This is a genomic window from Polynucleobacter sp. 78F-HAINBA (assembly GCF_018882325.1).
In the GTDB taxonomy this organism is placed as follows: domain Bacteria; phylum Pseudomonadota; class Gammaproteobacteria; order Burkholderiales; family Burkholderiaceae; genus Polynucleobacter.
In genome coordinates this window covers 47,788-68,709 of sequence record NZ_JACVOQ010000002.1, presented here as the reverse complement: position 1 = coordinate 68,709, position 20,922 = coordinate 47,788, and the positions used below count along the sequence as shown (strand labels likewise).

General features: G+C 45.8%; 15 protein-coding genes. 1 reads left to right on the top strand and 14 read right to left on the bottom strand.

Annotation, left to right across the window (positions count from 1 at the left end):
* Positions 1–14: 14 nt before the first annotated feature.
* The 14 genes from ICN11_RS02385 to aceE form a co-directional block, all read right to left on the bottom strand.
* Complete coding sequence (locus tag ICN11_RS02385; RefSeq protein WP_216228981.1) at positions 15–725, bottom strand: ABC transporter ATP-binding protein; 711 nt, start codon at positions 723–725, stop codon at positions 15–17.
* Positions 722–1,480, bottom strand: a complete 759-nt coding sequence (locus ICN11_RS02380) for an ABC transporter ATP-binding protein (protein ID WP_216228980.1) — start codon at positions 1,478–1,480, stop codon at positions 722–724. Before ICN11_RS02380 ends, ICN11_RS02385 begins: the two co-directional genes overlap by 4 nt.
* Positions 1,473–2,465, bottom strand: coding sequence for a branched-chain amino acid ABC transporter permease (locus ICN11_RS02375; protein ID WP_216228979.1), 993 nt, complete (start codon positions 2,463–2,465; stop codon positions 1,473–1,475). The genes ICN11_RS02380 and ICN11_RS02375 overlap by 8 nt, the downstream gene beginning before the upstream one ends.
* Positions 2,458–3,342: a branched-chain amino acid ABC transporter permease gene (locus ICN11_RS02370; protein ID WP_216228978.1), complete on the bottom strand. Its 885-nt coding sequence runs from the start codon at positions 3,340–3,342 to the stop codon at positions 2,458–2,460. Before ICN11_RS02370 ends, ICN11_RS02375 begins: the two co-directional genes overlap by 8 nt.
* Positions 3,343–3,430: 88 nt before the next feature.
* A complete protein-coding gene (locus ICN11_RS02365) occupies positions 3,431–4,615 on the bottom strand; it encodes an ABC transporter substrate-binding protein (RefSeq protein WP_255539859.1) in 1,185 nt (394 codons plus the stop codon).
* A 20-nt stretch (positions 4,616–4,635) separates the two neighbouring features.
* The gene (locus ICN11_RS02360) at positions 4,636–5,445 is read right to left on the bottom strand and encodes an enoyl-CoA hydratase/isomerase family protein (RefSeq protein ID WP_216228977.1); all 810 of its coding nucleotides are present in this window, start codon (positions 5,443–5,445) and stop codon (positions 4,636–4,638) included.
* Between the two features lie 19 nt (positions 5,446–5,464).
* The gene (locus ICN11_RS02355; protein ID WP_216228976.1) at positions 5,465–7,000 is read right to left on the bottom strand and encodes an AMP-binding protein; all 1,536 of its coding nucleotides are present in this window, start codon (positions 6,998–7,000) and stop codon (positions 5,465–5,467) included.
* Positions 6,993–7,487: a (2Fe-2S)-binding protein gene (locus ICN11_RS02350; RefSeq protein ID WP_216228975.1), complete on the bottom strand. Its 495-nt coding sequence runs from the start codon at positions 7,485–7,487 to the stop codon at positions 6,993–6,995. Before ICN11_RS02350 ends, ICN11_RS02355 begins: the two co-directional genes overlap by 8 nt.
* Positions 7,484–8,323, bottom strand: coding sequence for an FAD binding domain-containing protein (locus ICN11_RS02345; RefSeq protein WP_216228974.1), 840 nt, complete (start codon positions 8,321–8,323; stop codon positions 7,484–7,486). Before ICN11_RS02345 ends, ICN11_RS02350 begins: the two co-directional genes overlap by 4 nt.
* Entirely contained in the window at positions 8,320–11,307 is a 2,988-nt protein-coding gene (locus tag ICN11_RS02340; RefSeq protein ID WP_216228973.1) for a molybdopterin cofactor-binding domain-containing protein, read from the bottom strand. Before ICN11_RS02340 ends, ICN11_RS02345 begins: the two co-directional genes overlap by 4 nt.
* A 124-nt stretch (positions 11,308–11,431) precedes the next feature.
* A complete protein-coding gene (locus tag ICN11_RS02335) occupies positions 11,432–12,292 on the bottom strand; it encodes an AraC family transcriptional regulator (RefSeq protein ID WP_216228972.1) in 861 nt (286 codons plus the stop codon).
* Positions 12,293–12,363: 71 nt separating this feature from the next.
* Positions 12,364–14,148, bottom strand: a complete 1,785-nt coding sequence (gene lpdA / locus ICN11_RS02330) for a dihydrolipoyl dehydrogenase (RefSeq protein WP_216228971.1) — start codon at positions 14,146–14,148, stop codon at positions 12,364–12,366.
* Between the two features lie 9 nt (positions 14,149–14,157).
* Entirely contained in the window at positions 14,158–15,465 is a 1,308-nt protein-coding gene (aceF, locus tag ICN11_RS02325; RefSeq protein ID WP_216228970.1) for a dihydrolipoyllysine-residue acetyltransferase, read from the bottom strand.
* A gap of 15 nt (positions 15,466–15,480) precedes the next feature.
* Positions 15,481–18,177 carry a pyruvate dehydrogenase (acetyl-transferring), homodimeric type gene (gene aceE, locus ICN11_RS02320; protein ID WP_216228969.1) on the bottom strand — a complete coding sequence of 899 codons (2,697 nt, stop codon included), beginning with the start codon at positions 18,175–18,177 and terminating at the stop codon, positions 15,481–15,483.
* A gap of 203 nt (positions 18,178–18,380) precedes the next feature.
* Here aceE and ICN11_RS02315 point away from each other — a divergent pair, with 203 nt between their 5' ends.
* Positions 18,381–20,891, top strand: coding sequence for a PAS domain S-box protein (locus ICN11_RS02315; protein ID WP_216228968.1), 2,511 nt, complete (start codon positions 18,381–18,383; stop codon positions 20,889–20,891).
* Positions 20,892–20,922: the final 31 nt, after the last annotated feature.

The following is a 20,922-nucleotide window of genomic DNA, read 5'->3' as shown; positions in this document are numbered from 1 at the left end:
ACTGTCTCCCCCAGTTATACGCTGACTTTTTTAATTAAATTGTCACGTTCATTTTGATTCTTCGAGTTACCCTCGAGCACCACCCGACCTCTTTCAACTACATAATGCCTATCGCATAAATGAATAGCTTTATGAATGTTTTGCTCAATCAATAAGATGGCGATGCCTTGCGACTTAAGCTCTTCCATTAATTTGAAGATCTCAACAACCACCATAGGCGCAAGGCCCTCTGTAGGCTCGTCAATTAAAAGCAATTTTGGCTTGCCTACCAATACACGACCCATCGCCAGCATCTGCTGCTCACCACCAGACAGAGTTGTACCAGCTTGATGGCGTCTCTCACCTAACCTGGGAAAGCGTTTAAAAACTTGCTCAATCCGCTCCTGAGCGGCATCACGGCCATTAGAAGGTACCTGCATTAATCCAAGCTTAAGATTGTCCTCAACACTTAAACCAGGAAAAATGCGGCGATCCTCTGGAACCAAGCCTAAACCAAGACGGGTAATTTCATTTGCTGGAAGTAAATCAATTTTTGCTCCATCAAAAACAATTTCGCCCTTTGAAGGTTTATGCCAACCTGCTATTGTTTTAACAATAGTAGTTTTACCAACACCATTTCTACCAAATAGACCCACCGTTTCACCGGCTTGAATAGTTAAATCAACACCTTGCAATACATGGGAGAGTCCCAGGTTTACATGGACATCCTTCATCTGCAGAATCATGCGAGCTCCTCGCCAAAATAAGCCGCCTGAACTAAGGGATTTTTACGAACTTCGCCTGGAGCGCCCTCGGCCAACTTTCGCCCCTGAGCCATGACAAATACTGTTTTAGATAGATCCATTACAAGATCAACATCATGCTCAATCAACAACACGGTTGTATTGAGACCAACACGCTTAATTAAATCTGCGGTTTCATGGGTATCCACCTGAGACATCCCTTGGGTGGGCTCATCTAATAGCAGTAATTTTGGTCTAGTAGCTAAAGTAACAGCAATTTCGAGACGCCTTTGCTGACCGTGAGATAAAGCACCTGCTAGTTGACCGCGTGAATCCTCTAAACCAAACTCTTCGAGAAGCTCATTTGCTCTTTTGAGAGCGATTTCGCTTTTTTCTAAAGGTAGATATAAGTGAGAACGCGGTTCAAGAACCTGACTGGCAATTCTCAAATTGTCCATCACCGTCAAATCAAAAAATAAATTGGTGATCTGAAAAGACCTAGCCATTCCAGAGAATAACCGACCCTCTGGGCTAAGACGGGTTACATCTACGCCATCAATATGAACAGCGCCATTATCTGGAAGAAAGGTTCCGCTCAATAAATTAAAGAGTGTGCTTTTACCCGCCCCATTCGGACCAATAATTGAAGTGACACCGAGTTTCTGAACGGCTATGGAAACCTCATCCACAGCAATTAAGCCTCCGAATCGCTTACTTAAACCTTTTGCTTCAAGAATGATGGAATGCGCGTTATTCATGTTTTCCCTCTTCTTTTTTAGCATCAACTTTATTCATACGGGTCACAATTAAACCAATCAAGCCCTTAGGCGCTGAAATCACAATAGCCACAAAAATAAGTCCAATCACAATATGGTGGTGGGAAGTCCAGGTGCCAATGACAGACTTAAAGGAAGTGAGCAAGACGCTTCCTAAAATAGGTCCAATCAATGTGCCTACACCACCAAGTACAACAGTAACAACGGCATTTCCCGAGACGCTAAAGAACATTAGTTCGGGAGAAACAAAACCCCTGAGCATAGGATAAAGAGCGCCAGATACAGCGGCAACTACAGCGGCCAAGATAAATGCAACTTGTTTTGGCCCTTTTGATTTATACCCAATATAGGCAAGCCTATTCTCATTAGACTGAATAGCCAGCCAAAGTGAGCCCGTTGGTGTTGATAGGAAATATTTCAAGATGCCATACAAAATAGAAATCGTTAATAAACAAATCAGGAAAAAGATACCTGAATGAGACGTATCAATCAGACCAAAAGGAGTCCAAATTTGGAGAATGGGAACCCCCATCATGCCGTCAGATGCCCCAAGGCTGCGCGTGTTGTACACAACCTTTGCCGCTACTTGTGCCAACCCAAAAGTTATCAATGCGAAGTACACCCCTTTTGACCTTAATGCAATGAAGCTAGCCACCCAGCCTAAGACGGCCGAAGCGATAGTAACAATTAAAATTGCTAGAGCGAATGAAGGTGCGAGCTCTTTCAGTATCAGTGCGGATAAATAAGCACCAAATCCAAAATACAGCGCCTGTCCCAGAGATAGAAGTCCTACAACGCCCAGCAATAGATCAACAGAGAGTGCTAGTCCACCAAAGATGAGTGCCTCTGTAGCCAGTCTTAGGAAGAAAGTATCGCCAAGATAAGTACCAACAATAAATAAAGCTGCAGCCGAACCAAGCAGTACTAACTCCACCAGTCGAATAGCGCGCGCTTTCGTATTAAGCATTTTTCATTCCCCCATACAATCCGGCGGGTTTAAACATGAGCACCAAGACCATGACAGAAAAAACCAATGGGTCCGACCAAACTGGTGAAATAAACAGTGAGGAGATCGATTGCAGTTGAGTTAACAGAAGACCAGCAACGACAGCGCCCTTAATACTTCCGAGACCACCCACAATCACCACGCTAAATGCCATCAAAATAAAATCTCGGCCCATCGTTGGGAAAACAGAATAAATCGGCGCAAGCAAAACCCCAGCTAGGCCGGCTAGTGCAATTCCGAATGCAAATGTGAGTGCATAGACCCTCATTACCGGGATACCTAGAGATGAACTCATCTCTTTATCGTAAGCAGCCGCCCTCACAATCGCTCCGATTTGGGTTTTATAAATAACAGCCCAAACACAAAAAATTAATATCGCCCCAAATCCCATCAGAAATAGGCGATAGTTTGGAAACATCACCCCAAGAAACTCACTAGCCCCTGAAATCGGTGCAGATGGCTTAATTGGATTGGCCCCCCAAATAATCTTATAGGCATCCTCAAGGACCATTGCAACGCCAAACGTTAGCAAGAGCGTCAGAATATGACGATCTTTGTAATGAAATACTTTTTGGATTAAAAGCCTTTCCATGGCAAATCCAATAGGAATCAATAACAAAGGTACCAAAATGAGGCATAACCAAAAAGAAACACCCATGGCCATGAGAGTCACACTAATAAATGCTCCAGCAGCGTAAAACTCACCATGAGACATATTGATTACATCCAGCAAACCAAAAATGATCGTCAGGCCGAGCGCCATTAATATCACGGCAACCCCGATCGAGAGGCCATTAATTACTTGTGGTGTGTAGATGTACTGTAAGGCTTCAAGCATAGAAAACCAATCGCATATTTAAAATCAAATACTTATAAACACCCATGCTCAAGCTTCATCTCAAGCATGGGGTCGATACCCAAATAAATTAGAAGCGTGTGCAAGTATCAGGACCAATTGCCTGATCAGACGCCACTTTTCCAACAATATTGAACTCACCATTCTCAACGCGTACAGCAAACATATCCTGCATAGCCTGATGGTCTCCAGCGCGCATTTTCTTTGCGCCCTGTGGAGTTTGCCAAGTTAAATCATTCATAGCAGTACGCACTTTGTCTGTCTCAGTAGATTTTGCTTTTTCAACAGCTGCCTTGTAGAAGTACAGCAATCCATATGAGTCAGCGCCGTAGAGATCAGGGAGCTTGTTATAAGCCTTCTGGAAGTCAGCAACAAATTTCTTATTTGCAGGGTTATCCAATTTTGGAGAATAGCCAACACCGGTAACAAAGCCATTAGCTGACTTACCAATCGCCCCCATATTTTGCGAAGTAACAGTGCCAGAAGCCCCTACAACGGTAACGCCCTTATTAACGCCGTATTCATCCATCTGACTAAACAGGCGGACTGTATCGTTACCAGCCACTGAGGTATAAATAACATTTGGCTTGGCGGCGCGAACTTGACCGAAATATGGTGAGTAGTCCTTGTTATCCAATGGCGCAAATACCTCACCCACGTCTTTGGCTCCCTTTTCAGTAGAGGCCTTCTTAAATGCCGCTACAGTGCTACGACCCATTTCATAATCAGGTCCGATGAAGAAAATATTAGCCTTAGGGAGCTCTTTATCAACCCAAGCTGCTAAAGCTGCGGATTGCATGCCTGCGCGTGCGTTAACTCGAAATACGTTAGGAGAGCACTTATCAGCTGTAATAGAGTCGGCAAAAGAAACTGTGGTGGCAATCAGTTTATTGTTTCGCTCTGCTAGCTGACCAACCGCTAACGTGGATCCTGAATTGACAGTACCCGTTAAAAAGTCCACCTTCTCAACTTGAAACAGTTTTTCAGCCTTTTGAGTCGCTACAGCCGGATTGGCCTCTTCATCTTCATAAATGAGATTAATTTTTCGACCATTAATACCGCCCGCAGCATTAATCTCCTTGGCCGCCAAATCTAAACCCATTTTTACTTGCTCACCAATTGGGGTGTATGTCCCAGAAAGCGGAGTTACTACACCAATTTTGATTGGGCCAGACTGAGCCACAGCAATCGACATACCAAAACTTAGGGCTGCAGCAATGGCAATTTTTTTAGCTTTAAAATTATTTTGCATCATTCATGTCTCCAGATAAAAAATTAACGACCAACAAATTTGGGTTGACGCTTTCCGTGGAAAGCTTCTACCCCTTCTTTAAAATCCTCAGAGTTACGCAAACGGCTATAACAATGACCCTCCACTTCGATTGCTGTTGTTAACAAACAATCTTCAGTCTCATTCAACATCTTCTTAGCGGTTCTTTGAGCCATTGGAGAGAAAGCTCGTAATTCATCTACCAATTTTGAAACGGCCTGGGCCAATTCAGCGTCCGGAACACACTCTGTTGCTACACCCCATTCGAAGGCCTGCTGGCCCTTAATTCTTCGGGAACGCATTACGATATCCTTGGTTCTAGTAATGCCAACCATTTTCTGCAAGCGTGCTGAACCACCAGAGCCTGGAATTTGACCTAGTTTTTGTTCTGGGAGTGCATACAAAGTAGATTCGGCAGCAATTCGGAAATCGCATGCAAGCGAAATCTCAAAGCCGACGCCAAAGCAATAGCCATGATTAGCTGCAATCACTGGCTTCGTACAGCGCGCAGGAGCAGCAATATTCCAAGCTAATTTAGAGACGTGCTCTGGTGTAGCCTCCAAGAATCCCTTAATGTCGCCACCGCTTGAGAAATGCTCACCTTCGGCTCGCAATACAATGATTCGCACACGATCATCGGCATCCAAAGCCTCAAATGTCGCACGCAACTGATCTCTTTGCGGCATTTGGATGACGTTAAATGGCGGGCGCTTGAGAACAATATCAGCCCTTTCATGGTCAGCATCAATCTCAACATAAAAGCCATCGAGATTATCCAGAATATTGCTAAAGGGGTGTTTTAAAGCTGTTGTCATAAGGTCTTTCTAGTAAAAATTAAACACTTTCATATTCGCCGGCCACTAATTTACGTCGCAATACTTTTCCCACGGGCGATTTGGGAATTTCTTTTACAAAAATATATTCTCTTGGACGCTTAAAATTCACCAAGTCAGAACCTCGGCAATAATCGTCTAGCGATTTTGAATCAACTGATGCAGCAGTCTTAATAAATGCAACTACCTTTTGTCCCAGGCGATCATCCTTGAGGCCTGCCACAGCAACCTCGCTCACCGAGGGATGCAAAGAAAGTATGGATTCGATTTCTACCGGAGAGATATTTTCTCCACCAGAAATAATCATGTCATCGACTCGCCCCGTAACAAAAAGCTCGCCAGACTCATCGAAATAACCGGTATCCCCCGTGAAATACCATCCATTCCGTATCGATTTCTGATCTGCGTCAGGGCGCTTCCAATATCCTTCGAAGGCTTCATCCCCACATAGATCGCAAATAATTTGACCCTCTTCATTTGGGGTAGCCAAAACCGTTGGAGTAGTCGCTTGAGAACCTGCATCTAGTTTCACGACGCGAATACGCGCGTTAATGCCGGCCCTGCCTGCCGAGCCAGGCTTGGCAACAGCACTTTGGTTAATCGTATAGGTGTAGATCTCGCTAGATCCATAGTGATTCACAAATAATTCAGGAGAAAATGCTTTATCTAATTTCAATAAAAGTGCGTCATGCATCGGAGCACCAGCGAAGCCAAGTTTTCTAACGGAGGAGACGCGCGATGGACTGAAATTTTTTGATTCCAGCATATCGTGATACAGAGTGGGAACGAGGTATAAATGCGTGACCTTTTCTGCCTCAATTGAATCGATCGCTTTTTCAACATCCCAGCGTGGAACAGCAACATAAGTTCCATTCACTATGCAAAGTGAAAGCAATGTGCGAACTCCCATCGTATGGTAGAGCGGCATCACACCAAGAGTGACCTCACCCATGGCATATTGATTTTGAGCGACATGGGCGACTCCAGCCGCCCGCTCTGCTCGTTGCTTCCGAGGAACCCCTTTTGGCTTGCCTGTAGTTCCCGAGGTAAATAGCATCACAGAGATATCTTCAACATGCCCATCAGGGGTAGGTTCGCCGACCTCCTCCATCAAGCTATCAAAATAGACGTGAGTACTTGAAGAGGCTGTATCCGTACATAGAACAACGGGGATTGATTTGCTAGTCTCGGAGTCCAAGTAATTTTGTAGCGAAATTTCCTCCACAAAAGCGAGCTTTACATCAGAATTTTGAGCGCAATAGTCAATTTCTTCAGGCTTTGAACGCCAGTTAAGAGGAACCACAGCGATGCCGGACATCTGACAAGCCCAATGAATGGTTGCCGCTTCGTAACGATTTTGCAAAATAGTTAATATGCGATCACCGCGAGTGAGTCCTCTTTTATAGAATGACTTCTGCAGCGCACCAATACAATTAGCCCATTCACGGTAAGTTAACCTACGATCACCATCCACGATGGCCAGCCGATCAGGCTCACGCTCAACAGCCTGTAAAAATGTCCTGCCTAAATCAAGCATGGGTATCTCCAATCGCATTTCTTCTTTGTTCGGCAACTTCTAGAACGGCCTCAACGATGCCAACATAACCGGTACATCGACATAAGTTCCCAGATAAACCCTCTCTCACCTCTGAATCCGAGGGGGAGGTATTTTTTTGGAGCAGATCCTCTGCCGCCATTAAAAAACCGGGGGTGCAAAATCCACACTGCAAGGCATGATGCTTTTTAAAGGCAGCCTGCAAATCGGATAATTCACCAGCCTGTGCGATGCCTTCAACAGTTTTAACGCTTGCTCCATTTGCTTGGCAAGCGAACATCAAACATGAGCGCACAATTTGGCCATTTACCTCAACCGTGCATGCGCCACACACACCGTGCTCACAGCCTGCATGAGTGCCCGTCAATCCAAGATCGTGACGCACGAAATCAAGTAATGTGGTGCGGTCCTCACACTTTGCCGTTCTCTCGATACCATTGATGGTTAAGTGAATCGATTGCTCTGTCATGATTGGTATTCGCCCTCAAATTCAAATGCTTGTTTTGCTGCTCGAGCCCCCAGAGTACGCATCAGATGCCTCCTCAAACCTGAAGTAGCGGTAGGATCTTCGCGCACTTCAATTGTGCTGGCCAATTTATTAATATGTTCATTAACTTCAGCCAGCGAACTAGCTTCGATACGGAATACTTTGACGGTATCATCCACACCACCAAATCCAATCGTCCAGGATTTACCATTTCTGACTACGGCTACCGCTACAACAGCGAAATCACCATGCCTATAGCCATATTCAGCAAAACCAAAACCTGTCCCTGCTGATTGAATCGGAAATTCAACGGATACGATCAACTCATTCGACTCACGACTAGTCTGAAGAGCGCCAAGAAAGAAATCGGCAGCCTTAACTCTTCGTTCCCGCTTTTTACAGGCAAGCGTGACAGATCCGCCGAGAGTCATGAGCGCTAAAACCATCTCAGCGCTTGGATCAGCATGCGCGATAGATCCACATACAGTGCCACGATTACGAATTGGGGAGTGCGCCACCCATGGAAACATCATCTTTAATAATGGCTGCGTGATTGCTAATAGATCCCACCCCTCTAGTGTCGACTGAGTTACGCCCGCTCCAACTCGCAGGGACCCTTTCGTTACATTAAATTGATGCAACTCTTGAGTAAGAGATAAATCAATTAAATGGGCAGGGCTAGCAACACGCATAGCCAACATGGGTACCAAAGTTTGACCGCCGGCTAGAATGCGGGCATCCTCACCATGCAACTCTAATAAATCCAAAATTTCTCTTATCGAACTTGGTCGATGCATTTGAAAGGCGGCTGATTTCACTTTTTTAACCCCAATACAGATAAGAGTTGAGTGAATAAGCCCATCAATGCATTCTGCCCGCCTTGGGCTCCAGCTTCTTTAGCCAAGGCGCGAAATAACTGATCTAGAACCAAGCGAATTGCGCCTTCTAATAAACGACTACCAATTGCAGATAACTTTCCGGAGACTTGGGCTTGATAGTCATAATGCAACAGTGTTTCACCATCGATCGCCTCTAGGCGCACACCACCCATTCCAAGGGCCATGCCTAAGGGACCCCTTCCCTCGCCTCCCAATGAAAAGCTAGTGGGTCTTACGATATCGGTCAAATCAATTTTTGCGTTAAAGCGTGCTTTTGCAACACCAATTCTGACAACGGCTACACAATCAAATCGAATTCCATTCTGAATGGATGACTCTTTAATAGACTCACAACCAGGAATGACATTCTTCAAACGATTTTGATCCAAGAGAACAGCAAAAATTTCTTCTGGGACAACCTTTAATCTAATCTGGCCCTGCGCCCTAAGTGGGTAGTCATGGTTGACCTTCAATGCGGATGATGTTGTGGGCTCAATATCTTTTATTAACTTACCTTGAGATACGAGTAGCGCATGAATTCGACTTGGCGTTGCGGGCAGGACAATATCTTCGACCCCAAGAGCATCAGCAATTGCATTGGCAATACATACCGGAGTACTCATGCTGTTACCCTCGCCAATTCCCTTTGCCCCCATTGGAGTAAAGGGGCTTGGGGACTCTTGATGGTAAATTTTTGGAGGAATAATCTCACTTGCTGTTGGTAAACGATAGTCAGCAAAAGTACCCGATAAGAAATTACCATCACTACCGTATACAAACTCCTCGAATAAGGCCGCACCTACCGCTTGCGAATACGCGCCATATATCTGACCATCCGCAAGCAATGGATTAAGAATTTTTCCAGCATCATGAACGGTGATGTACTCGTCAACCTTTGCAAAACAAGTATCTGGGTCAATTTCAATACCACAGACATCTAGGGCAAATCCGTATGCTGCAGATGTATTAATACGATCATTTCCATCTGGAGCTTGGAGTACATCAGGACTCCAGAATGAGGTTTCCTGCAGCGCTAAAGTAACATCTCTACCAAGGGCTTCTTGAACAAGACCTGGCGACCAATGGAAATTTCCGCACACTCTTGAAAATGGTATGCATCCCTCGCTTTGACCCCCAATAGATATATTGCCATTCGCAAACAGCAACTGATCTGCATTGACTTTAAGGACATGCGCAGCGTAAGCGGCTATACGTGCTTTTAATTTTTCAGCCGCCATAAATACCGTACCCGCTACCGCGCCAGCAAAACGACTGGAGTAATTCCCTGCCGCAATCGACCATGCATCCTTGGCGGTATCAAAATCCACGTTGACCTGTATTTGCGCAGGAGTAAGACCAAAAACATCGGCTAAAAGTTGGGCAATTACAGTTTGGTGGCCTTGACCAGCGGGTGCAGATGCAATATTGGCGGCGACATTGCCTGATGGATCAACACTGACTGTCGCCGATGTAATTGCCCCATTTTTAGGTCCGGATTTTGCCCTTTGCTCTGGAGTCAATACGGTGGTGATATATCCCATATTGGATACGGATGGTTCAACAATGGATGCAACACCGATGCCATAGTGACGACCATTTTTTCTTGCCTCATCGCGACGCGCTATTAATCTTTGATATTCAGGCGAAGACTTTACGGTAGCAAGCGCTTGTTGATAGTCTCCTGAGTCGAGCAATGCCCCTGCAGCAGCTTGATATGGAAACTGATTTTTCTCTACGTAATTGAGTGCCGCAATCTCTAGGTGGGATTTGCCAAGCCGTTTAGCAATCTGATGAACTAGTCGCTCCAGTGCAAAATACACCTGAGGACCTCCAAAGCCCCGCACCAGTCCAGTGGGGGTTTTGTTAATCAATACCACTCGATTACGAATTTTTACATTCTCAATCTGATATGGGCCAGTAACGCAACCGTGCATTCGGTATAGTGTTGCCGGCTCAGGAGCTCTAAGATATGCACCGCAATCTTCAATTTGGTCGTAATCTAGAGCGAGAATCTTTCCATCAGAATCAACTGCCGCCCGTAAATGGGTATGACGTGCCGTTGCAGAGGTGGCAGCCTGCAAATGCTCTAAACGATCCTCAATAAATTTAACAGGAGCACCCGCTTTTCGAGAGGCCAGACAGGAGAGAATAATGTAGGGTAAAACCGATTGCTTCACTCCAAAGCTACCCCCTGAATCAGGAGGCACATGATGGCGTAATTTTGTTCCTGGAATTTTTAATGCGGCAGCCATCACTACGTGAAGTGAAAATGGCCCCATAAAATTTGAGCTCACCTCATAAGAGGAATCACTAGCGCGCCACTGCGCAATCACCCCGCCCGTCTCCATCGGAGTGCATGAGTTACGAGGATAGCGAATATCAACCTCAATTACATGATTGGCCTGTGAAAAGGCTTTATCTGGATCCCCATAATGAAATGAGCGGTCCGAGACGCAATTACTACCCATATCCGCATGCAAAATTACCGCGTCATCCATTAAGGCCGCATCTACGTCGACCACGGCTGGGAGCGGCTGTATATTTACTTGAACTTTTTCAGCACCATCCTCAGCCAACGCCCTTGATTCAGCGATAACAACAGCAATGGGCTCACCAACATAACGAACAAATTGATCAGCCAAAACCCATTGGCGCATTGGCGTCTTAACCGCAACTACCAATGGATTGGACCAAGACTGTACGTCTTCGATTGTCAGGACAGCGCGCACTCCGGCTATCTCCAAAGCCTCATGGATATCTACCGATAGAATTTTTCCATGCGCGATGGGCGAACGAACGATGGCAGCGTAAAGCGTGCCAATCGGTAAAGGTAAATCATCGAGGTAGCGGCCAGCACCAGTCAAAAGCGCAGCATCTTCTACGCGCTCATGGGGTCTACCTAAATGGATCGAAGCTTGAGTCAATGCCGTCTTTCAGAAAATGGAATACTTCTAAACCTGAGAGAAGAGTAATGAACTGTTGCCGCGGGCGCTTACCTTAGAGTCGGATCACTTACCCCAGAGTCTGATTTTATATATCAGGAAAACCCTAGGAATCGAGCTTGGAGGTCTTTTCTACCTGCAGTCGATACTGACTTGGTGCCACGCCTTGATGCTGCTTAAAGAATCTGGTGAAATGGCTAGGCGCAGAAAAACCGAGCTCATCACCAATGTGGATAAGGCTTTCTTCGTTGCTGGCAAGCGCATCGAAGGCAAACTCCATCTTGAGAACGTTTGCAAAAACAATGGGCGATAGACCAGTGCAACGACGGAAAAGATCAAAAAAATGGGAGCGAGATAAATCAACGCTTTTAGCAACAGTAGAGATATCGCTAAGGCCTTGCGGAGAAGTCCGCATCAAATGAATTGCCTTCCGAATTCTTGGGTCCATAAAAGCTAAGGAACTTCCCGCAGCTCGAAGATCACCTTGGGATATATAGCCAATATCTTCCATAAACGTAGCTGTGAGGTCTAGCAACAGAGACTCTAGATGGGCATGGGTAATTTGATCAGACCACCAGAGTTCCATTGAGATCTTCTCAAGAATCTGCTTTTGCATAGCACTCATTGCCGAAAGATTGCTTGAGAAAAAACGAGGGTGACTACTGGCTAAGAATTTCTTACTAAAGGAAGCAAGCCACTTTGGCTCAAGGTATAAGGCGAGCAGTATGGGACTCTGTCCGTTTACCGGTAAATGTAAATAGGAGTGCTCTTCCCAGGCATTAATTAAAACAGCGTTGTCGCTCGTTAAAGGGCAATGAGCACCCCTTACCTGAAAAGCGATGTCAGGACCCGCTACTTTACAAAGTATGTGACAGTGATGGTGAGCATGAGTCACAAGAGGGGCATCCATTTCCAGGAGTGCCACCCTTCCAAATTCACCATGCAATAAACGAATTACCTTTGACATGGTGTAGATGATCTCACAGAGCAAACCGCGGTGCTAAGCATTGCAATATTGCACTGCAAAATAATGCGCTGTTACCTCTTCTTAACCGGCGGTAAATCAGTACAGTGACCATGAGCAGCCTCAGCAGCCAAGCCAACTGACTCGCCTAAGGTTGGATGCGGATGAATAGTTTTACCAATATCTACAGCATCAGCACCCATCTCAATTGCAAGACACACTTCACCAATTAAGTCGCCAGCATGGGTGCCTACAATTCCGCCACCAATAATGCGCTTCGTTGTGGCGTCAAAAATCAGCTTCGTGAAACCTTCATCACGACCATTTGCAATCGCCCTGCCGCTAGCAGCCCAAGGGAATAAGCCCTTCTCGTAAACAATGCCTTTGGCTTTACATTGCTCTTCAGTCAAGCCAGCCCAAGCTACTTCAGGGTCGGTATACGCTACGGATGGAATCTGCTTAGCATCGAAGTAGGATTTTTCACCAGCCGCAACTTCAGCTGCAACGTGACCCTCATGCACTGCCTTATGAGCAAGCATAGGTTGACCAACGATATCGCCAATTGCAAAAATGTTGTTCACATTAGTGCGCATTTGATTATCAACAGGGATAAAGCCCCGCTCATCCACGATCACTCCTGCAGCAGATGCATCAATCTTTTTGCCATTCGGTGTGCGCCCTACTGCAACCAATACCAAGTCGTATGTTTGCGGCTCTGAAGGAGCGCTCTCACCTTCAAAACTTACTTGAATACCATCGGCCTTAACTTCAGCTTTAGAGGCGCGAGTCTTGAGCATGATCTTTTCAAAACGGCCGGCGTTAAATTTTTCCCAGACCTTTTCTAAATCACGGTCTGCGCCTGCCATAAGGCCATCCATCATTTCGGCAATATCAATGCGGGAACCTAAGGTGCTGTAGACGGTGGCCATCTCCAAGCCAATAATGCCGCCGCCAATAACTAACATACGCTTTGGAATGCTCTTGAGCAATAAAGCGCCAGTGCTATCGACAATGCGCGGATCTTCCGGCAAGAACGGTAGTTTTACTGGTTGACTGCCAGCAGCAATAATTGCTTTCTGAAAACGAATCACTTCTTTTTGCCCAGCCAAATCTTGGCCATCACCCTTGGTTAACTCAACCTCAACGTGATTCGCATCTAAGAAATGGCCAAGGCCACGAACAACAGTCACCTTGCGTGCTTTGGCCATGCCAGCCAATCCACCTGTCAATTTAGCAATAACAGAATCTTTATAGCCACGCAGTTGATCAATCTCAATTTTTGGAGCACCATAGCTAATGCCATGCTTAGACATGGTCTTCACTTCGTCCATCACCGCAGTGGTGTGAAGCAAAGCTTTAGATGGGATGCAACCCACGTTTAAGCACACTCCGCCCAAAGTGGAGTAACGCTCTACCAAAATAGTGCTCATACCCAAATCTGCACTTCGGAATGCAGCGCTATAACCACCAGGGCCCGCACCTAAGACAAGCACTTCACACTCATGATCAACCTTACCGCTAAATTGACCAGCGATAGGAGCGGTGATCACAGCAGCGGCTACTGGAGCAGGTGCAGGAGATGGGCTTGCTGCAGGCGTAGAAGCCTGAGGCGCTGCTACTGACCCCACTTCAATTTCTGCAACGGCACTTCCCTTGCTAACCTTATCGCCAGCTTTAACGGAAATACTCAGAATAGTTCCAGCAGCGTCAGCCGGAACTTCCATCGTTGCTTTATCAGATTCCAAAACGAGCAAGGGCTGCTCTTTTTCAATGACATCGCCTACCTTGATGAGCACTTCAATAACTGGCACATCTGAATAATCACCAATATCTGGTACGAGAATAATTTGCTTAGCCATGTCTTCTCCTTATAGCGCTGCGCGACGGAAGTCGGACATTAGCTGAGCGATATAGACATTGAAGCGTGTTGCTAAAGCACCATCAATTACACGATGATCAGCGCTCAATGACAATGGGCAAATTAAGCGCGGGACAAATTGCTTGCCATCCCAAACAGGCTTCATAGCAGCTTTGCTTACACCCAAGATTGCGACTTCAGGAGCATTCACAATTGGTGAGAAATACGTACCGCCAATACCACCCAGAGAGGAAATGGTGAAACTAGCACCTTGCATTTGATCTGGCTTTAATTTTCCATCCCGTGCAAGTGCAGCTAATTCGGAGGTTTCGCGAGCAAGCTCAAAAATGCCTTTTTTATCAGCATCGCGAATCACTGGCACCACCAAACCATTTGGCGTATCTGCGGCAAACGCAATATTGAAATACTTCTTCAATACCAGGTCATCACCGTCAATAGAGCTATTGAACTCAGGGAACTTCTTGAGAGCGGCTACAGCAGCCTTCATCAAGAAAGCCAACATGGTGATTTTGAGGCCCTGCTTTTCATTCTCTTTATTGGTGAGAACTCTAAATGCCTCGAGATCAGTAATATCCGCATCTTCGTGATAAGTCACTGCAGGAATCATGACCCAGTTGCGACCTAGGTTTGCTGCAGTCAATTTCTTGATACGATTGAGTGGCTGACGCTCAGTCTCTCCAAATTTAGAGAAATCTACTTTAGGCCAAGGAATGAGATTCAATCCACCCAAGCTTCCGCCAGATGCATTTGATGTACTACCAGCCCCACCACTCATTGCCGCTTTTACAAATGCCTGAACGTCTTCCTGAGTAATTCTGCCTTTTGGTCCAGAGCCTTTGACTTGATGGACGGCAACACCAAGTTCACGAGCAAATTTACGAACAGATGGACTTGCATGACTTGCTGTTGGGTCAACTTCAACCGGAGTATTACTAACAGGAGGTGGTGCAGGTGCGCGCACAATTGGCGGCTCTACTTTTGGAGCTGGGGCTGATTCAACCTTCACCGCTGCGGGAGCTGGTGCAGTTTGTGAAGCAACTGGAGCAGCTACCTCGCCACTTTCTTCAAGCACCAAAACAATGGCACCTTCTGAAATCGAGTCGCCTACTTTAACTTTGACTTCCTTCACAACACCGGAGTGTGATGATGGAACGTCCATAGTTGCTTTATCTGATTCCAGAACAACAATGGACTGCTCTTTTTCAACGCGATCACCGGCTTTTACCAATACTTCGATAACAGGCACATCTGTGTAATCCCCAATATCCGGGACTTTAATATCAATTAGTTGGCTCATAGTATCTGTCTCTGATCAAACCATCATTGGGTTTGGTTTAGTGATGTCGATTTCGTATTTCTTAATCGCTTCGGCTAGTTTTTGACGATCAAGCTGACCAGCATCCACTAATGAACGTAGTGCTGTTAATACAACCCAGCGACGATCTACTTCAAAGAAATCACGTAATTTTTCGCGGGTATCGGAGCGACCAAAACCATCGGTGCCCAATACTTCGAAACGACGACCCATATGCTGAATTGCTGGACGAATTTGCTCGGCAAACAAACGAACATAGTCAGTAGCAGCAATCACTGGGCCGACAGTATCTTTAAGGCACTTTTCCACATGAGACAAGGTTGGCGCTGCTGTTGGGTTGAGCAAGTTGTTGCGATGAACCGCAGTCCAATCACGACCCAACTCAGTAAAGCTTGGGCAGCCCCACAAATCAGAAGCAACACCCCAATCTTTATGCAAGATCTCAGCAGCTTCAATGACTTCGCGGAAAATTGTTCCCGAACCTAAAAGCTGTACACGCAATTTCGCATTGGCATCACCAACGGATTTGAGCTTGTACATGCCTTTAATGATGTCTTGCTCTGCACCCTTTGGCATTGCTGGGTGAGCATAGTTTTCATTCATCAAAGTGATGTAGTAATAGACATCTTCTTGTTCAGCTAGCATGCGACGCATACCATCCTGAATCACCACGGCAACTTCAAATGAGAACGAAGGGTCATAGCTGATGCAGTTTGGAATGGCAGCACTCCATACTTGGCTGTGGCCATCTTCATGCTGAAGACCTTCACCATTCAGAGTTGTTCTACCGGCAGTACCGCCCAATAAGAAACCGCGGCTACGCATATCGCCAGCAGCCCAGCAGAGATCGCCAATGCGTTGGAAACCAAACATGGAGTAGAAGATGTAGAAAGGCAACATCGGCACACCATGAGTCGAGTATGAAGTTGCAGCAGCGATCCAATCACACATACCACCCGCTTCATTAATGCCTTCTTGCAAAATCTGACCAGTCTTATCCTCTTTATAGAACATCAGTTGATCATGATCTTCTGGGGTATAGAGCTGACCCAATTGATTCCAAATACCTAATTGGCGGAACATGCCTTCCATACCAAAGGTACGTGACTCATCAGGAACAATTGGAACCACCCGCTTACCTAAAACCTTATCGCGCACAATCGTATTGAGAATACGGACAAAAGCCATCGTTGTAGAGATCTCGCGACCATCCGATGTCGCCTCTAACAATGGTGCGAATACATCTAAAGCAGGAACTGGCAAGCTCTCCGCTTTCATGCGACGTTGCGGCAAATATCCGCCCAACTCTTGGCGACGCGCTTTCATGTACTCAAGCTCAGGACTACCCTCAGCAAACTTCACCAAAGGCATTTCATCGAGTTGCTCATCTTTAACTGGGATCTCAAAGCGATCACGGAAGCGACGTACGTCATCCGCATTCATCTTCTTGGCTTGGTGGGCAATGTTCATCGCCTCGCCAGAACCACCCATACCGTAGCCCTTAATAGTGTGAGCCAAAATAACTGTAGGCTGATTCTTGTGATTCACAGCTGAATGGAAAGCAGCAAATACTTTATGTGGATCATGACCGCCGCGATTGAGCTGCCAGATTTCCTCATCACTCCAGTCACTTACTAAAGACTTTAATTCGGGAGTGTTGAAGACGATTTCACGCACATAGGAACCGCTCTTGGCCTTCATGGTCTGATATTCACCATCAACAATTTCACCAAGACGCTGCATCAAGATGCCTTTTTTGTCACGTGCAAACAAGGCGTCCCAATGACCACCCCAAACAACCTTAATGACATTCCAACCAGCACCGCGGAACTCGCCCTCAAGCTCCTGAATGATCTTGCCATTACCGCGCACAGGACCATCAAGGCGCTGCAAGTTACAGTTCACGACAAAAATCAGGTTGTCTAATTTTTCACGGCCAGCCATACCAATAGCGCCGAGTGATTCTGGCTCATCAGTTTCACCGTCACCCAAGAAAGCCCAAACTTTGCGACCTTCCGCCTTAATAAATCCACGGTCTTGCATGTAGCGCATAAATCGCGCCTGATAAATAGCCATGATTGGGCCAAGACCCATAGACACTGTTGGGAACTGCCAAAAATCTGGCATCAACCAAGGATGTGGATAACTAGAGATGCCCTTACCACCTACTTCTTGGCGGAAATTGTTCAGTTGATCCTCGGATAAACGACCAAGCATGTAAGCACGTGCATAAACGCCTGGTGCTGAGTGCCCCTGAACAAAAATCAGGTCGCCACCATGCTCTGGCGATGGTGCATGCCAAAAATGATTAAAGCCAACGTCATACAACGTAGCTGCAGACTGGAATGAAGAAATATGTCCGCCAACATTGGTATCTTTGTTAGCGCGCAGAACCATAGCCATTGCGTTCCAACGTGTATAGGATCGAATCCGATGCTCAACGTTTTGATCGCCAGGCAGGCGTGCTTGCTGCTCTACTGGAATCGTATTGATGTAAGGAGTTTCAGCATGAAACGGCTGATTAACTCCATTGACTCGCGCATGAGAAATTTGCTGATCAATAAGATATGCGGCACGCTCAGGACCCTCATTCCGAATAACACCATCTAGCGCCTGTAACCACTCTTGGGTTTCACCTGGATCCGCATCTTGCTTTCCTGCGCTACCCAAAATTTGATCTGGAACTGCTGCCATAAACTGCCTCCATTAGTCACATCGGTCTTATTTATTCACTCTATAGGCAATATTCTAGGAAGGTCTATGGGTGTAAACAAGCAATTTCCCACATAATGATAGTATTTCTCACTATGTGGTATTTTGTTGCATCGCAATCAGATATATGAATCCAGACAAAATACATGGAGAAAGCTATCCATAGGGCAAAATAAGCGGATTACATGAAAAAAATTGCGTTTTCAATCTGGCAACTTAAGCCTGTGAAGTGGCTCCGTCGAATACGGGGATTTAAGCTTGTCTACACACCATTAATAGCAATTGTTCTTTTTACCGTGGTGATGGGCGTCATTATGGGCACCCTTCAGCTTCAGGAAAAGGGTCAACAAGAGGCAGCTCTATTTAGAGAGCTCTCCTTTGCAAAGCAGCGAATCCAATTGCGCTTTGCCAACAACACGGATGTACTGCAATCGATCGGCCGAGATTATGTCGGAGCAGGAGAATCTGCAAAGTTAAAAGATAACGTCATTATTCAGGCTGAAAATCTTCTGCAAAGCAATCATGAGATTGCGCAAATCGTTTGGATAAATGAAACATCTCAGCGCAAATGGAGAATTCCACCGGACAACTTAAAAACCGATTGGTTTAATAAAGTCAATAATGCAGGCGTCATTAATCAAGCACTCAGAAAAACACTAGAACTCAGCACTGCTACCAATAGACCGGCATTCAGTCAGTTCATTGCGCTCGAGGTTCCAAATGATGAGTTAATTGCTAAAGAAATTCGGAATGTATTTTGGCAAACGGTGCCGCAAATTTCTGGAAATGAAATTAAAGGCATGGTTGCCGTCTTATATACAACCCAGGGCATTCTAGAAATGATCCCTGGCGAACTCAAAGGCCAGTATCGATTCACTCTAATTACGGATGACGAGAAGGTCTTGGCAATTTCGTCTGACAAAAATACACCCAAACGTGCATTTAGCAATCAAACTAGTCTTGACATAGGGGTACTCAGTCCAAATCTCAGTTTGCGAATCGATACCTATCCACCCGCTACAAATCTGACATTCAGAATGTTGATTGGTGTAGTTTTAGGGTTAAGCGCATTCGTGATCTGGAGTCTATGGTCAGTACTCAAACAGATGCAGGTTCGACAAGAAGCTGAAGCGAATCTTCGTGCGGAAACTAACTTTCGTAGTGCAATGGAAAATTCCACTCCAGTAGGAATTCGTGCGCACGATATGAATAGGATGATCACCTACGTCAATCCCGCATTTTGCGAGATGACGGGCTGGTCAGCCGATGAACTCATTGGACTCAGCCCGCCCTTTGCCTTCTGGCCTGAAGGGCAAAAAGGAGAGCTCACAGAAAAGATGAATCGAGCCCTGAAGCTAGCGCTGAGTCATGATAAGAAAATTGGTATCGAGGGATCAATCCTTCATCGAAATGGATCTATCATCCAAACCCGTACTTTCATTGCTCCATTGATTAACGAAAATGGAAGGCAAACTGGCTGGGTAACTTCATTAATTGATATTTCCGAACCAAAGAAAATTCGCGAAGAATTAGCGGCTTCACAAGAGCGTTTCATTACTGTTTTAGAAGGTTTAGATGCGGCAGTATCGGTAGTCTCTAATGAGACTGGTGAATTACTCTTTGCAAATCGCTTTTATCGTGAACGGTTTGGCGATACCGCTAAAGGGCATTTCGATTTAGCTGGTGGCGATATCAAACAAAATATCTTGCAAGCACTTTCCGAGGGTGCTCCACCATCCTCTCTTTATCAAGAAACAGAGTCTGAGGAAATTCAACTGCTAGATGAATCTAAAGGAACTTCAAAATGGTATGAAGTTCGCAGACGTTTCGTACCCTGGGTTGATGGGCATTTAGCGCAATTACTGATTGCCACTGATATTACGATTCGTATTGAAGCGGATGATTTAGCGCGTCAACAAGAAGAGCGTATGCAATTTACTAGCCGATTAACTACGATGGGTGAAATGGCGTCTTCATTGGCGCACGAATTAAATCAACCGCTTGCAGCTATCTCCAACTATTGCATGGGTGTAGCAAAACGTTTACAAGGTCATCTGGATCCCGTCACTCAGAAAGATATTCTTCCTGCATTGGAAAAGGCCTCTGATCAAGCGCATAGAGCCGGCACCATCATTCAACGCATTAAAGGATTTGTGAAGCGCAGCGAGCCTCAACGCAAATCATGCGATATCAGTGAAATTATTAATGATGCAGTTGGCCTCGTCGAGATCGAGGCGCATCGCCATCGACTCAGCATTGCCACTGAAATTTCTGAAAATCTGCCAACAGTCGATGTTGATCCAGTCTTAATTCTGCAAGTATTAGTTAATCTTCTAAAGAATTCCCTTGATAGCTTGAGGGAGGTTTACCCCCTATCCTCGCGTTGGTCAGCCCCTCCAGTTAGGATTGCAGCCGATTTGGATACCAGCACCTTCCCAGCCATGCTACGTATTCAGGTGACCGATACTGGCGCTGGAATCGCTGAATCGGTCATTGAACGCATGTTTGAGCCCTTTTTTAGCACTAAAAACGATGGCATGGGCATGGGCTTGAATATTTGCCGGTCTGTGATTGAGTCCCATCAGGGCCGTCTTTGGGCAAAAAATCACATGGATGCAGAACATACAAAGCTGACGGGCTGCACCTTTACAATACTGTTACCCCTCGAAGCCCCAGGCTCTGAGGGAAAAAGTTGATTAATGCATTTTTTTAGATTTATCTGCGAGA